This is a genomic window from Pullulanibacillus camelliae (genome assembly GCF_014642655.1).
GTDB classification, from domain to species: domain Bacteria; phylum Bacillota; class Bacilli; order Bacillales; family Sporolactobacillaceae; genus Pullulanibacillus; species Pullulanibacillus camelliae.
The window spans coordinates 88683-102487 of sequence record NZ_BMIR01000004.1; the positions used below are offsets into that span (position 1 = coordinate 88683).

Here is a 13805-nt window from a genome sequence, read left to right on the forward strand (position 1 = left end):
GCACATCACACACTTAGGGTGCCCGCAAGCCTCAGGTGGCGAAAGTCAAAGCCCGCCTTATACTCTCTTCCTTTATGCGCGGCAGCGAAGTTATAATTCTGATAGTACTAAGAAAAGCATGCCCGGTTCTTGTCCTTAGTATAGAGCTTAGCCAATATGAAAGAGGCTTCATTGCTTGGTCAAGTGGATGGGAGCGCAAGGCGCGAGATTCGGAACACTCTAAAATCGTGTGTTCCTCGGGCGCCACTGACTCATGATGCGGGAGACTAGACTCCTACGGAAAGTGGGAGATCGGTAAGCCCTTAGCAGTGCGAAGGCGCGAGGAGGCTTACCACTCCCCCGCGGAAAGCGAGCGGCCTGAGAGCAGCATCGTGCACCGTCCTCCTCATGGCCAAAAATTTTATACTTTCTAATCTTTAAAAAAAGAAAACTTGGCGACACGCCAAGTTTCCTATTACCGAGAAGCTCGTTTACTGAATAATGTCGTAACACCAAAGGCAATCCCTAATGCTAATAAAGCGATAACAAGGGGTGGAATGACAGTTGCCCTCCCAAATTCAACCTGAGACGATAAAGCTGAGAGTTTCCCCCAAGGCATGCTCGATGTATAAAATAGCGTTAATAGTAGCCCTGATAGGATTTGTAGTAACAGAAAGGCTGCGCTAAAACTCCCTACAAACACTAAGTATTTTTTCAATTCGCCCCCTCCTTTTAATTCTCTCTACGATGCTCACTTAGAAAAGTTTCAAAATGTTCCATTTACAATGAGACTGAAATGGCATTAATGATGGACACCCTCTAAAAGACATTCATCTTCAAAGTTGATCGTTATACACAACCAGCTTTAGGCTTCATCATTGAGTGAAAAAACTTTCATATAGCACTAATATATGTTTTTATTAAATAAAATAGAAAATTGGAAAGAGGGACGCTAATGAAGCTTTCAGGAAATACAATACTCATTACAGGCGGTGGCGCTGGGATCGGATTAGCTTTTGCAGAACGCTTTTTAAAAGCTGGAAATGAAGTGATCGTATGTGGTCGGCGCGAAAATGTACTGCAAGACGCCAAAGGGAAATTTCCCAATCTGATTACCCGCGTATGTGATTTGTCTATTGAAGCTGAGCGGATCGCATTATTTGATTGGGTCACAACAACCTATCCCGATGTGAATGTACTCATTAACAACGCAGGGATTCAACAACGGTTTAACGTGTTAAAAGCAGACGCAAGGAATGATTGGAGTTATTTTAATAAAGAAATCATCACCAATATTGAAGCACCCTTCCATCTTTCTATGCTGTTCGCTCCATTTTTTGCAAAAAAGGAAGCGGCAACACTCATTAACGTGACCTCTGGGTTGGCCTTTACACCCTTCGTGTTTGCTCCGATATATTCAGCAACAAAAGCGGCGTTTCATTCCTTTACCATGAGTCTAAGACACCAATTGTCTGATACATCTATAGAAGTTATTGACGTTGCCCCTCCAGCAGTCAATACGGATTTAGGTGGAGTAGGCTTGCATACGACCGGAGAACCGTTAGATGCCTTTGCAGATGGTATTTTCAAAGGATTAGAAGAAGGTAAAATTGAAATCGGCTATGGCTCTTCTGTAGATCGCTTACGCATGTCACGAGATGAAATTGATGAGTACACAGAAAAGATGTATCAAGCGTCAAAACATATGTTTGAATAGCATGAAATAAAAAGGAAAATCCGCCAAAGCTCCTACTGGCGGGTTTCTTTATTCTCCATTATTGAAGAACGCTTATTGCTGCTTTAATGCCTCGTCAAGTATTTCTTGGTAGAGCTCATTCCAATCGTGATAATACTTTGTGATCTTACTTGGCTCGATGAACATCCTCTCTCCCGACTCATACTCTGCTTTAAACTCATGTAAGTCTTCAATAGCCATTCGGTAAAACACTTGATACCCTACCTTTGGATATGGCCCCTTCTCATCCCAATTGGGATTTTCATGATGATCCACAACAATATAACCTAAAGGCAGGCACTTTCCAGAAACATAGCCCTCTTCATAGGCCTCACGTTTAAAACATTCTTCTGGCGCTTCTTCGTTTTCAATATGCCCTCCAGGGAAATCCCATCCTCTATCGTTTAAAAGGACTAATAGCAGTTGATCCTCCTTAAAACAAAGCCCATGGACACTTGTGATTCGCTTTCTCTCTGGCAACTGTCTATCTGGTTTCCAAGTTAACTTGACTTTCCCATTCCCCCATTGCATATATTTTGTGGTCAAGCTCCCCTCATCCTTTCCCTAATTTATAGTCCTATTCCACCTCTTTGTATATCCTCAGGAGAAACACCTCTAGCCAAGTGAAGCACGCTTAGAATAGACGCATTTGAGTTTTTTAATAAGCTCTCACCTTATTGCTCTTTTGTTCTTAGTCTTACCATACACGTCATATCTTCACCATGATGATACCATTCAACACAATAGCCGTCAGGGGCAATGTCAGGAAACGAAAGGAGTGTCTCGAATGCCTGGCTAATCCTTTGCAAATCATTTTTATAATTCAATAGAGTAATGCACCTGTATTCCCCCTTTTCAATAATGCATGACGGACCATTGTACGTTTCATTTTCCAAAACTTCTGCAGCGGCTTTGTAAACAATCACGCCCCTTTCCGGTCTAGATAAGCCAAAATATCTTCGCTCTTCTGAAAAGGGAATAAGGGTATGGAGTCGATCATGAGCCTCTTGAATCCCCTCTGGAAAAGACTTAGCAGGTATACAAACACCTTGGATGTCTTCATTTATCATTATAGTTTCCATTTTATGTTTCATCCTCCTTAAAAATTTTATAGTTATCGCGCATCGCTTTCATGCTCTCCACTGGCTATCTTTACTGGTATCCATATTTCACTTTTAAATGTAGGTGAAGCTATATCATTGTGCGCATTCCACAGTATTTCAGGACCTTCCGCTTGTTCAAAATTTGAAGAAGGAAACCATTCTGAATAAATACGGCCCCATATCTTTTGCAACGCATTTGGAAATACTCCAACCGCCTCAAATACTGCCCACGTCGACGCTGCAACCTCGAGAGATGTCAAGTTCTTCGGACATTCATCGGTCGTCGCTGTCCCAATATAATGATCTAATTCCCCTCTTTCCTCCATCCGCCCCTCTGAAAAGTTAGTAGAGGCATTGATCAATCCCCAGGGTTCAGTATTGGAAAGGGCGTTCAGTTGCCTTTTGGTTTTCTCATCCATACGCTTCCACAAGGCAGCAATTTCTGGATTTTCTCCATGGAAAACAAGGGGCACCCTTTTTTTCAAACCAACAATTCGAAAAGCCTCTTTTTCTACAATGCGATAATTCATTTCCTCCACTCCTTTAATCGTTAATTGGAAGGCCATTGGTGGAAAGGCTTTAAGTGGCTTCGAGGTTCCTCTTGCTTCTGATGACGTGATACCATGCAGTGTTTGAAATGCCCTAGAAAAGGAATCCGCTGAGTTATATCCATATTTAACGGCAACATCGATAACTCTGTTATTCCTCCTAAGTTCAAAGGCTGCAAGAGTAAGTCGTCTCCGACGAATATATTCAGAGAGTGGAATACCTGCAAGAAAAGAAAACATTCTTTTAAAATGATATTCTGAGCAGCAAGCCCGCTTGGCCACTTCTTTATAATCAATGTCATGCGTAAGATTATCCTCAATATACTTAAGGCAATGTTCACATTAAGCAATGCCATTCTCATGACCTCCTTAGAAAAAGATTAACAAAATATAAGTCAATCCATCCGACATTTCGTGCACCATTATGTGGTATTTTTTTCTGACTTATGACACATTCACCTCTCTGCAATAAGCTCCCCCCTACTATTGTGGCTGTAATTTATGTTTTTAAAAAATACTAAGATAAGGAACGGGAATTAGCAAATTTGATTTTTATTATTTAGCACTCCTGATGTATTTTAAATCATACACTAAAGGTTTCTACAAGCGCCTAACGGAGGACATCACAGCCCGAACTTATACGCTCCATTGAAGTAATTAGAAAATCCGGCTTCCAACACTTCGCTGGTACTCCTGATGTGATTTTTGCAAATCACACACTTAGGTTGCCCGCAAGCTTTAATAGTGAAAGGCAAAGTTACACTTATACTATCTTCCTTTGAAAGCGTCAGCAAAATTATACATTCTGATAGTATAAAAAACCGATAGGCAACATACGTTCTCTATCGGATCGAATCTCCATTATTAATTTCCTTTGTATTTTATTCAAACTTTTTCAGTCAATACTGTTTCTAATACTCACCTTTAGCCACCACCCCTTAAGATTATTTTATTTTTGCGACGCCTAAAGCAAAATGTTCCCATAGAATATTTTCGATTAACTCTGCTTGTGATGCTTCACAATCTATAATGAGGATAATCTCAGAGTATTTGCCTCTTGAAATCCTCTTTGTCTTCTTTAATCCCAATTCAATAAAGAGCCTGATAGCGAACCCTAAGAGGAAGCCAACGCCAGCGCCAATAAGTCCCCAATATATTGGCCCCCATGCCAATTCAAATCCGATACTTGCTCCAATAACTGCGAAGGCAGTACTTAATGCAGCCCCTATGTCGATAAAGGATACACCGTCTGAACGATGAAGGGTGTCAAATACCTTTCGCTCATCGCTACGATTATCTAATGGAACTGCAAAAATATTTTCCTTTTTAATTCCCTTTTTCTCAACTGTCGCTAGGACCATTTCTAAATTTTGATTGCTTTCAAAAGTTGAAAATAATTGCATCATGATCACTTCACTTTTTGACCTTTTAAGATTTGGAAACCCTTGGCTTGATAATTTTCTTGTAAATAACCTCTTAGCTCCTTTTCAAAAAGCTTGTTATTTTCAACCGTATTAACGTAGGAATCATATAATGCAAAACCATAATGCGAAGGGAGAAAGAGCAGCCATTCCGGTTTCAGTACAGAAGTTGCTTCTTTAACCTTACCTAAAAATAAAAGTAAGACCGCTTCTTGAACATGTGAATAATAATAAAAAGTGACTAGGCTGACTATTATGAAGAAGGCAGTTAAAATCCTGTGGATATACAGCTGCCCGAGTCCTGGAATAAAGAGTGACCACATTAAGGATAAAACAGGATTCCTTTTATCTAAGTAGTTGATTTCCACTGCACCTAGTGCGAAGGAGTTAAAAGGATGATTCTCTCGTTCTGCTAATAGATACACTCTATTCATATCAACCGTTGTTCGATAGCTATCCCAAATGCCAAAAAGATAAACGGGAATATACATGAGAAGCCATCTTGAATCTAAAACCTCTTTTGCTGAGTCTATATTCCCTTGAAAGGAATCAATCATTGCCAGGTTAACGTGCGCATTTAAATTCACAATGACTTCCCACATAAATAAGGCATAGCCTCTAAGATATTTTGATAAAAGCAAATGTCCAAAGCCTGGAAAGGCAGCCGACCACCAAGCGATGATGTAGGGATTCCGTAAATGAAGCTGGGTCGTTCCGAGAGGACTCACATGCGCTTTATAGCGCCTCGCCGTATTATCATTGGAGTAATTGTTCATCTCATACCTCATGAAAAATGTTTTGTTTTCACTCATCTCTTCCCAAAAAGCCGTCTTTTTAATCAGCTATTCCTTATAAAACAGGGCCAGTTATCATATATTCACCTGTGTAGAGATGAAAAACAAAAAGAACCGAAATTGGAAATAAGTCTTTTAACATTAAAAGAAATGATGAGATATGGAAAATAGATGCAGCGCGGAGAGTTTCATTAAGAGGAAAAATTCACTTTTCACTATTCAACGCTTAGGCCACTTTTCCCAGCACCTCAAGGTTAATCCTTGATCTCCCACTCCGGATTCCAAACGACTTCCCATAGATGACCATCTGGATCTTGAAAGTATCCTGAGTACCCGCCCCAAAACGTATCATGTGGCGGAACTGCTATAAAAGCCCCTGCCTTCTCGGCTTGCTCTATTACCTGATCCACCTCTTCTTTGCTCCCCACATTGTGACCAATTGTGAATTCTGTGGGATTGGGCGCGGTTTGATTCATTTTCGCATCATAGGCAATATCTTTACGATTAAAAAGAGCAAGTTTTAGACCCGATTGCAAATCAAAAAAGGCAACCGCTCCATGTTCAAACTCTTTGCCGACGATGCCTTCTGTTGGCAGTCCCAATCCATCACGATAAAAGCTCAAGGCTCTTTCCAAATCATCTACACCTAATGTCATTACTGTCACTCGTGGTTTCATAAAATCATCACGCCTCCATATTCCCAATTTGGTTTATACCAAAGCCTTACTACCTATCTAAAAAGGACGTTAACTCATTCTCGTTGAAGCTTCACCTATCTAACCTTAGAGCATCTCCCCAATAAGGCTTCCAGAATAAGGCGTCAAGATGATAAATGTTATGTTCAACCTTTTCTAATCGCCTTACTAAAATGAATGTTCACATCCCTAAGCCAATAAGCATGATCTTCTATGGCATTCCTCTGCTTTCCTATAAAACTATCTTATACCTAATGTTTCATTAAAAACTTGGATAGGATAGAACGCTCTCTTTTGTAGTTGACGAATGATTGGCCTTAGAACGCCCACCTCTCGTAGCTCTCCATCTTCTAGTAAGGCAAGTTCCTTTAACTTTATCCACTGACTATCGATGATTCCTTCTTCCTCAAGACGTAAAGCACCACCAGAAATCTCAGCAGTAAAATGAAATAATATCACTTGGTTATCCATACTGCTATTAAAATTATAAACACCTGTTGTATGCGTCAGCTTCACTTCATACCCCGTTTCTTCTTTTACTTCTCGCAACGCTGCACTGAGGATATTTTCACCATATTCGATATGCCCGCTTGGAAAATTCCATTGATGAACAGCCGTTGGTTTGCTCTCTTTGATGATGAATACATGATCATCCTTAAATATTGAGACGCTAGCAACTAATACAATGCTTTTTGGATTCATTTTTATAATGCCCCTATTCGTTTAAGCTCTGTATATGATTCGAAATATAATTTTTCAACGCCATCAGCTCATCTTTCTCAAAGCTATAAGCCTCTCTTTCTTTTGTATAACAGGCAACAACTTTCTTAACTGTTCTTTGCATCTCTTCCGGAAAAGTTAATAAGCCCCAGTTCCCCGCCTCTTGCTTTGAAGCAATCACCCCTTCTTTTAAATACCAAAACACACGGATTAAATTGAGCGAACAATAAATGGGATCTTCTTCAATTCGCTCTAAACACTCCTGATAATCATTGACTATAGAGGCGACATAATCTGCGCGAGGAATGACAGGAAATACCTGATCAATCGGTTTGCCTTTTAAACCTATTCCTCTATGACGAGTGACCGTTATATGAGCCGCCAAGTCTGCATCCGTTTTTCTGGCATCATTTAAAACATGATACGTTCCGTTTGCTAGATCCTTTTCATACGATGCTCTCCAGAACTCACTAAAATGAAAATCAAATGGACAGGGATGCTGCCAGTTGTTTAATTGCTCTTCATTCAAAAAGCTAATTTCAACTGGAAACGGGGAGTGAGAGCAGACTAAAAAGAATTTTGCGAGCTCCCTTTTGATGGCAACCACCAGAGACGTTTTGGTAACGACCAATACATCGATATCGCTGCTGAGCGGATTAAATCCTCCCATCGCCAAAGAACCATGAAGATAGAAACCCACATACTCATTATATAAAATTTCAGAAATCCCTCTTTGTAGATGCGCAACAAAATGCTTAACATCAGATGGGCATGTTCTCCATTGATAAGTCACCAATACTTCCCCTTTTGAATTCTCTTTAAGATGCATAATAACCTTCACAGCAATGGCATTTACTTATTCATCAATAAAGGTTAAGATTCTGTTTCTGTACCTTGTTTTTTCAACTCATTTTTTAAGTATTCCACATCCCTTTTATACCTTTGAATGGTTTCTTCGATGGCATCTTTTATAACCCGAGGGTATCCTTTTTCGTCCTCTAATTCTTGCTCCTTTTCTAATTCAGCAATATCTTGGGCAAACAAAGCAACAGCCTTCTGTTTTTCCTCTTTCGTCATATAATCAAAGACTTTTCTCATAAATACCTCCAAAATGCCTATTGTTCAAATAATAGACTAAAGCTATCCTTGAATTTCCTTAGTAAGACAGCCATCTCTTAATACCTTCGCTAAACCACGAAAAACCCCTTCAAATCCATTGCAAAAAAGCTGAAAAAAGTAAAATACTGCTAGTTGGCATGTAAGCATGATACAATAAAAGCATAAAACTGTAGGGTAAGGGAGTTACAAAAATGGACGCTCAGTCATCACTTTTTAAAAGAACCTACCATGTCGAGCTTAGAGATGTTGATTTCACAAAACAATTAAGGATAAGCACCTTGTTCAGCTTATTCCAAGAGATTGCCAGTCTGGCCTCAGAAGAGCTTGGCTTTGGGATCGAAACAATAGAGAAGAAATTTGGTGTAGCTTGGATCTTAACACGCATCCGTGTCGACATTCTACGAAGACCGCAATGGGATGAGGAGGTCACTATTGAAACTTGGCCCCTCGAACCTGGAAAAATAGAATTTGATCGTGATTTCTTGGTAAGGGATACTGAAGGTCATATTCTCATACGCGCTACCTCTAAATGGGTGATCATGGATGTAAAGAACAGAAAAATAAAGCGCGGTGATATGATTGGGATTCGCTACCCGGAAAAGCGGACAGAACGGGCGATCGCAGAGAAGCTTGGAAAATTAAAAAGCAGTGGTAAGCTAGAGCCAGTATATAATAAAGTGATTGGATATAGTGATATCGATTTTAATGGACATTTGAACAATGCCAGATACATCGATTACATCATGGATTGTTTTAATTTAGAGGACCATACAGATCATCCTATCCAATCTATCGACCTTAACTTTCACCAAGAAGCCTTACCTGGAGACACACTCACTCTCTATCAAGACCATTCTAGGCTGGATGAAAAGGTGCTCTACATTGAAGGGATCAATCAAACCGACAACCACATGGTCTTTCAATCCTTGCTCAAGATACATTAGAAGCGCGTACCCTCCACTCTAACTTGCTGTTATTAAAACTATAAACAACCAGCGCTCTCTTACGAAGGGAGATCCGCTGGTTGTTTTGCTCGACGTAACATATTTGTCGTATATTTTTTCACACTAATAAAGCAGTGCCCCAAACCAAAAAAGTTTTTCTTCTAATAAAAGGTCCAATAATTGAGAGATTAGACTCTATTTATATTCCCCTCTCCCCTTGAATAGACCTCTTCACACTCCTTAGGTAATCGCAACACCTCTAATAAAATAAGCAAAGTCTGTCTCCTGCAAATTTCCTAAACCGTTTTAAATCGAACAAACTGGGATGAATACTGACGCTAAAATAGCAAAATACAAAGTGTTCTGTCTATTGCCCGTAGGGTTGTTTTCACATCTCTTCAGTATTATGATGATTCAGGACTTATGAACTAGAGAGTCACTAAATATATTAATTTTTGGGGGAAGTTAAATGAATAAGGTCGTCAAGGGTTTATTAATTGGAGCTATATCCATATTTGTTTTAACAGGGTGTACATTTGGTCCAAAGCCAACAGATACAGTCAGCAAATTTTTGAAGGATGTCCAGAAAAGTGATCTCAAAGGCGCCAGCACATTGGTTCAACACTCTAAGGATGACGTATTGAATTCATTCACCGATAGCAAAGATTCAAAGGACGCTATAGATGCCAACACGTTATTTAAGGCGATAACAAAAGGCTATACTTTCGAGAAACCCACATTGGTCTCACAAAATGGAGATACAGCCAAGGTTAAAGTCAAGATTACGTCTGTCGATGTAGCGACTGCAATGGGTAAAGCAATGGAAGCGTCATTCAAAAATGCATTTGCTAATGCCTTTAGTGAAGATCAAAAGCAAGCAGACAAAGACAATCAAGCGTTCATGGAAAAAGAATTCTTAAAGAACCTCAATGCTAAGGATGCAAAAATGTCTACTCGAACTGAGACCTTGTCTTTAAAGAAAGATAAACACGGCGATTGGAAGCTCGTTTCTGATAAGGCTTTAGAAAACACTGTTGAAGCCAATGCCAGTAAATTAGATCAATTAAGTCAAACGCAACAACCGAACTAATAAGGGGACTTTAGGATGAAAAAATATATAGCAATTATTCTATCAATACTGCTGCTCGTTGTTTTAGCTGCTTGTGCTAATAATAGTGATCAAGGAACAAAAGAACAATCAGATGCTAAAAAAGCGCATGTTGTAAAGAAAAAAAAGGTGTCCAATGATCCAGATGGGAATGACCCAACTTTAACAAGAGTTGGTGAGACCTACAAAACCAATGATTCCACAACGACATTGAAGCGTATTTATGATGTCAAGCAAAGCGTTGATGTGAAACCTATAAAACTCACGATTGGATCTATCAAATTCCTTGCATTTACGCACTTAGACACAGATATGCAAGAATCATATGGCCTCCATTCTGATCACTTTAATGGCTTACAACTCTCCTATGAAGTGCAAAATACATCTAAAGACACAGTGAATATGTACCCTCCGATTGATAAAGTCATTTTGAGTACAGGACAACAAATCAGTATGGAAAATAATGATTACTTGGATGCCTCAACAGATGATACCTTCTATGGTCAAGCCAAGCAAAAAGGCTACTGTGGCTTTATACTTCCTGATGATGTCAATATTAATGAGGTTAAGTGGATCAAAATCGTAACCAGTGATACCTGGAGTAATGATGAGGACGGGACAGAGCTAAGTGAACCCCAAGTGACGAAGGTTCAATTTTAAATCATTGTTCCTAATAATTTTAATGCCCTAATACCCTACCTTTATTTATTGCTCTAAAGCTCTGTTGAAAACAGGTTTCTCAGCAAGTAAGAAAGCAGGACTCCTTTTGTGGAGTCTTTTTTTAGTTTATTACATGCAAGCTTTCATGGGCATTCTCTCCGCTCTTGATGTTTTATTGCTTTGATATCAGAATCTCTATATCTCGAACACATTGGAAAATATCCCCCCTTGCATCATTTTTGTTTTGTTGTTAGAATGCTTTATAGTTAGATAATCTAATCAAAAGGTGATAACATGTCAAAGGTTGAAAGAGATCCCATCAACGAGGATTCACTGCCTAAATTAGGACTAGAGCCCTATGCAGAGCTTATTAAAAGGTCCGCTAGGGCAGATACCCCCATAGATGATGCAAAAAGAGGATTAATGCTGCTTTGGCTAAGTGATTACTTTTTAGATGCCATCGATGTGGAGCTTGCCCCATTTGGCATTACAGAAAGTAAATTAGACCTGTTAATCTTACTCACTTTACATGGCGACAAACGTGCGACACCCTCAGCAATAGCTAAACGCTTAGGCATTACAAGAGCCTCAGCAACATCCTTGATCGATTGGTTGGAGAAAAGAAGGCTCGTCATTCGAAACCATAGCGCTCAAGATCGCAGAAAAGTCTTTGTCAGTATTACAGAAGAAGGTCGTACTTTCGTTGATAAGGCTTTACCCACCTATTGGTCCTTCTGTGCTTCCATATTGACTGATTTGGAGCCTGAAGAGCGTCAGGTTTTTGAGAAAATCGTCAATAAGCTCAACCATTCTTTACAGCAAAAACTGGGAGTGGAGCGTTAAACTGTACGAGGAACGTACAGTTTAATCCTTTTAGCCATTTAATTAGAATATAACTATTAGTTTATCAAATAATAAGGAGTGATCTCATTTAGGGAGAAAGCTATTCCAAGTTAGTGGGATTGCCATCTCTATGTATACGGTGATTCTATTTGCCGGAACAAGCGTTGCTCCAGGACGATCTATCGCTTTTATGAAAACAGGAAGTTTCCCACTCGCTTTTATCCTGCTGGCTCTCACACTTGCTATCGGCTTAGCTTCCGCCTTTACGATAAAAAAAGATGATTAAAAAGCAGGAGGGAGAGAAGGGTACTTTCTGATTGGAAAACTCGGCTTATCGCCAAGCCTCAGGTGGCGAAAGTCAGAGTTGCACTTATACTCTCTTCCTTTATTTATACATTCTGATAGTACAATCAAAACCGGGCTTAAAAGCATGCCCGGTCCTTGTCTAGGCATAGAGCATCATCATATATGGAAAAGGCTTCATTGCAACGTCCAAGTGAATGGGAGCGGCCCAAGAGAATCCTCTTCACAGAAGAAAATGCCTTTACGATTCTTCTGTATCGAATGCTACGGATTCACTTAAGTGTCGCCATTGATTGTCTTCTTTGACGCGCTGTTGTGCACTAGCTGCTGCGTATTGTACAGCATCTTTACCGATAAGTAACCGCAGTGGCACCTCATCACTCTCTGTTAATTGAACAATCAGCCTAGCAATTTTAGCTGGATCACTTGGCTGGTGCCCTGATCCTTTCCGCACCATTTTTGCAAAGACCCCAACTGTTTCTTCATAGGGGGCACTAATTGGTGGAATGGTCATTGACGATCCAGCCCAATCTGTACGCATCCCACCCGGTTCAATAATTGTTACTTTAACACCAAATGGAGCCACTTCTTGTGCCAATGCTTCAGAAAAGCCACCCAATGCCCATTTTGCACTTTGATACGCTGCTAATCCAGGCGAGGCAATGCGTCCCCCTAAACTTGAGATTTGAATAATATGACCAGAAGCTTGCTGACGGAGTATAGGGGTAACTGCTTTTGAAACATAGACAGCTCCATAGAAGTTCGTGTCGATCTGTGCACGGAAGTCCTCCATGGTGACATCTTCAACAGCCGCTATATCTCCATACCCTGCATTGTTGACCACAACATCTAGGCGGCCATATAAAGCTGCGGCTTTCTTAACTGTTGTCACTACTTCCTGTTCATTCGTTACATCTAATGAAAATGTTCGAATACGGCTTCCATATTGCCTTACTAAATCAGACAATGCTTCTTCCTTACGCGCCGTTGCCATAACAAAATCTCCTTTTTCTAAAGCTGCCTCCACAATGTGACGACCTAACCCACGGGAACTCCCTGTGATAAACCATACCTTTTGCTTCGTCATACTAAAAACTCCTTTTAAGAAATTTAAATACGAGGCATAAATAAATGAATGTTCACTTATAATTTGGGAAAAATTATTATTCCTTCCTCCGTTTGAGAAATGAATAATAATTTTCATGGAAGGACTATGCTTTTACAGCATCCCAACTCATTTGCAACAATGTTTCCATCTCTTTTTCTGTGATGCTTCCGCTGCTCTCCAAAAACTGCTTTATCAGTCGGGCTACTGGGTATATAGCATAGGCAATGAGAATGGACACATCAACTGGTTTTAAGAGCTGCTGCTTCTGTCCTTCTTCAAATAAATTATAAATGGGTTTAAACATTGCTTCGGTTTCATCTAGGCACCATAAATGCGGCAGTGGTGAATTCATAATTTGTTCTAAAAATAAGAAGTAATCTTTATTCGACTGAATGAACCTTGTGTAATTCCGAATGACAGTATCCAGTCGCTCTTTAATCGAAGCTGCTGGGTCAAAACCTTCAAACATGATGTGACTCATCGCTTCTTTTACTTTTAAATAGGTTTTAAGAAGCATATCCTCCTTATTCTCATAATAAATATAAATCGTTGCCACTGATACCTTGGCGCGTTTGGCAATTTTAGAAATAGTCGTATCAGCAAAGCCGATCTCATTCACTAACTGCACTGTTGCCTGGAAGATAGCCTCCACTTTGTTATCATCTCTATGTCTCATAATAAAAGAATAAACATTCATTTATTAACTGTCAACTATTTACGTTGAA

18 protein-coding genes are annotated in these 13805 nt (G+C 39.8%); 6 read left to right on the top strand and 12 right to left on the bottom strand.

Annotated features, from left to right (window positions below; all coding sequences use genetic code 11):
• Positions 1 to 454: 454 nt before the first annotated feature.
• Positions 455 to 697 carry a hypothetical protein gene (locus IEW82_RS05995; protein WP_188690734.1) on the bottom strand — a complete coding sequence of 81 codons (243 nt, stop codon included), beginning with the start codon at positions 695 to 697 and terminating at the stop codon, positions 455 to 457.
• Between the two features lie 237 nt (positions 698 to 934).
• On the opposite strand from IEW82_RS05995, the gene IEW82_RS06000 reads away from it, so the two are divergent.
• The gene (locus IEW82_RS06000; RefSeq protein WP_188690736.1) at positions 935 to 1696 is read left to right on the top strand and encodes an SDR family oxidoreductase; all 762 of its coding nucleotides are present in this window, start codon (positions 935 to 937) and stop codon (positions 1694 to 1696) included.
• A 72-nt stretch (positions 1697 to 1768) separates the two neighbouring features.
• Here IEW82_RS06000 and IEW82_RS06005 read toward each other — a convergent pair whose 3' ends face one another.
• From IEW82_RS06005 to IEW82_RS06045, 9 genes are all read right to left on the bottom strand, one after another.
• On the bottom strand, positions 1769 to 2260 hold the full coding sequence (locus IEW82_RS06005; RefSeq protein ID WP_188690738.1) for an NUDIX hydrolase: 492 nt from the start codon (positions 2258 to 2260) through the stop codon (positions 1769 to 1771).
• A 128-nt stretch (positions 2261 to 2388) separates the two neighbouring features.
• Entirely contained in the window at positions 2389 to 2796 is a 408-nt protein-coding gene (locus IEW82_RS06010; RefSeq protein ID WP_188690740.1) for a transcriptional regulator, read from the bottom strand.
• Between the two features lie 32 nt (positions 2797 to 2828).
• Entirely contained in the window at positions 2829 to 3686 is an 858-nt protein-coding gene (locus tag IEW82_RS06015; protein WP_229672392.1) for an AraC family transcriptional regulator, read from the bottom strand.
• 623 nt (positions 3687 to 4309) lie between these two features.
• The gene (locus IEW82_RS06020) at positions 4310 to 4768 is read right to left on the bottom strand and encodes a hypothetical protein (RefSeq protein ID WP_188691107.1); all 459 of its coding nucleotides are present in this window, start codon (positions 4766 to 4768) and stop codon (positions 4310 to 4312) included.
• A 5-nt stretch (positions 4769 to 4773) separates the two neighbouring features.
• Entirely contained in the window at positions 4774 to 5562 is a 789-nt protein-coding gene (locus IEW82_RS06025; RefSeq protein ID WP_188690744.1) for a hypothetical protein, read from the bottom strand.
• A gap of 272 nt (positions 5563 to 5834) precedes the next feature.
• Positions 5835 to 6257, bottom strand: a complete 423-nt coding sequence (locus tag IEW82_RS06030; protein ID WP_188690746.1) for a VOC family protein — start codon at positions 6255 to 6257, stop codon at positions 5835 to 5837.
• A 258-nt stretch (positions 6258 to 6515) separates the two neighbouring features.
• The gene (locus tag IEW82_RS06035) at positions 6516 to 6977 is read right to left on the bottom strand and encodes an NUDIX hydrolase (RefSeq protein ID WP_188690749.1); all 462 of its coding nucleotides are present in this window, start codon (positions 6975 to 6977) and stop codon (positions 6516 to 6518) included.
• A gap of 13 nt (positions 6978 to 6990) precedes the next feature.
• On the bottom strand, positions 6991 to 7788 hold the full coding sequence (locus tag IEW82_RS06040; protein ID WP_188690754.1) for an aminoglycoside adenylyltransferase domain-containing protein: 798 nt from the start codon (positions 7786 to 7788) through the stop codon (positions 6991 to 6993).
• Positions 7789 to 7868: 80 nt separating this feature from the next.
• Positions 7869 to 8093 carry a hypothetical protein gene (locus IEW82_RS06045; RefSeq protein ID WP_188690758.1) on the bottom strand — a complete coding sequence of 75 codons (225 nt, stop codon included), beginning with the start codon at positions 8091 to 8093 and terminating at the stop codon, positions 7869 to 7871.
• A 212-nt stretch (positions 8094 to 8305) separates the two neighbouring features.
• Here IEW82_RS06045 and IEW82_RS06050 point away from each other — a divergent pair, with 212 nt between their 5' ends.
• From IEW82_RS06050 to IEW82_RS06070, 5 genes are all read left to right on the top strand, one after another.
• Positions 8306 to 9058: an acyl-[acyl-carrier-protein] thioesterase gene (locus IEW82_RS06050; protein ID WP_188690761.1), complete on the top strand. Its 753-nt coding sequence runs from the start codon at positions 8306 to 8308 to the stop codon at positions 9056 to 9058.
• A gap of 469 nt (positions 9059 to 9527) precedes the next feature.
• Positions 9528 to 10148 (top strand): hypothetical protein, encoded by a 621-nt coding sequence (locus tag IEW82_RS06055; protein ID WP_188690766.1) that lies wholly within the window; start codon positions 9528 to 9530, stop codon positions 10146 to 10148.
• 15 nt (positions 10149 to 10163) lie between these two features.
• Positions 10164 to 10826: a hypothetical protein gene (locus IEW82_RS06060; protein ID WP_188690769.1), complete on the top strand. Its 663-nt coding sequence runs from the start codon at positions 10164 to 10166 to the stop codon at positions 10824 to 10826.
• A gap of 294 nt (positions 10827 to 11120) precedes the next feature.
• Positions 11121 to 11669 (top strand): MarR family winged helix-turn-helix transcriptional regulator, encoded by a 549-nt coding sequence (locus IEW82_RS06065; protein WP_188690785.1) that lies wholly within the window; start codon positions 11121 to 11123, stop codon positions 11667 to 11669.
• A gap of 130 nt (positions 11670 to 11799) precedes the next feature.
• Positions 11800 to 11955, top strand: coding sequence for a hypothetical protein (locus tag IEW82_RS06070; RefSeq protein ID WP_188690789.1), 156 nt, complete (start codon positions 11800 to 11802; stop codon positions 11953 to 11955).
• Between the two features lie 258 nt (positions 11956 to 12213).
• Here the strand turns inward: IEW82_RS06070 and IEW82_RS06075 are convergent, their stop codons facing one another.
• Together IEW82_RS06075 and IEW82_RS06080 are read right to left on the bottom strand one after the other, a co-directional pair.
• The gene (locus tag IEW82_RS06075) at positions 12214 to 13059 is read right to left on the bottom strand and encodes an oxidoreductase (protein WP_188690792.1); all 846 of its coding nucleotides are present in this window, start codon (positions 13057 to 13059) and stop codon (positions 12214 to 12216) included.
• Positions 13060 to 13183: 124 nt separating this feature from the next.
• The gene (locus IEW82_RS06080) at positions 13184 to 13732 is read right to left on the bottom strand and encodes a TetR/AcrR family transcriptional regulator (RefSeq protein ID WP_229672381.1); all 549 of its coding nucleotides are present in this window, start codon (positions 13730 to 13732) and stop codon (positions 13184 to 13186) included.
• Positions 13733 to 13805 lie beyond the last annotated feature (73 nt).

Coding starts and splice junctions, on each gene's coding strand:
- IEW82_RS06000 (WP_188690736.1), top strand. CDS start 935: ATGAAGCTTTCAGGAAATACAATACTCATTACAGGCGGTGGCGCTGGG.
- IEW82_RS06010 (WP_188690740.1), bottom strand. CDS start 2,796: ATGGAAACTATAATGATAAATGAAGACATCCAAGGTGTTTGTATACCT.
- IEW82_RS06020 (WP_188691107.1), bottom strand. CDS start 4,768: ATGCAATTATTTTCAACTTTTGAAAGCAATCAAAATTTAGAAATGGTC.
- IEW82_RS06025 (WP_188690744.1), bottom strand. CDS start 5,562: ATGAACAATTACTCCAATGATAATACGGCGAGGCGCTATAAAGCGCAT.
- IEW82_RS06030 (WP_188690746.1), bottom strand. CDS start 6,257: ATGAAACCACGAGTGACAGTAATGACATTAGGTGTAGATGATTTGGAA.
- IEW82_RS06035 (WP_188690749.1), bottom strand. CDS start 6,977: ATGAATCCAAAAAGCATTGTATTAGTTGCTAGCGTCTCAATATTTAAG.
- IEW82_RS06045 (WP_188690758.1), bottom strand. CDS start 8,093: ATGAGAAAAGTCTTTGATTATATGACGAAAGAGGAAAAACAGAAGGCT.
- IEW82_RS06050 (WP_188690761.1), top strand. CDS start 8,306: ATGGACGCTCAGTCATCACTTTTTAAAAGAACCTACCATGTCGAGCTT.
- IEW82_RS06055 (WP_188690766.1), top strand. CDS start 9,528: ATGAATAAGGTCGTCAAGGGTTTATTAATTGGAGCTATATCCATATTT.
- IEW82_RS06060 (WP_188690769.1), top strand. CDS start 10,164: ATGAAAAAATATATAGCAATTATTCTATCAATACTGCTGCTCGTTGTT.
- IEW82_RS06065 (WP_188690785.1), top strand. CDS start 11,121: ATGTCAAAGGTTGAAAGAGATCCCATCAACGAGGATTCACTGCCTAAA.
- IEW82_RS06070 (WP_188690789.1), top strand. CDS start 11,800: ATGTATACGGTGATTCTATTTGCCGGAACAAGCGTTGCTCCAGGACGA.
- IEW82_RS06075 (WP_188690792.1), bottom strand. CDS start 13,059: ATGACGAAGCAAAAGGTATGGTTTATCACAGGGAGTTCCCGTGGGTTA.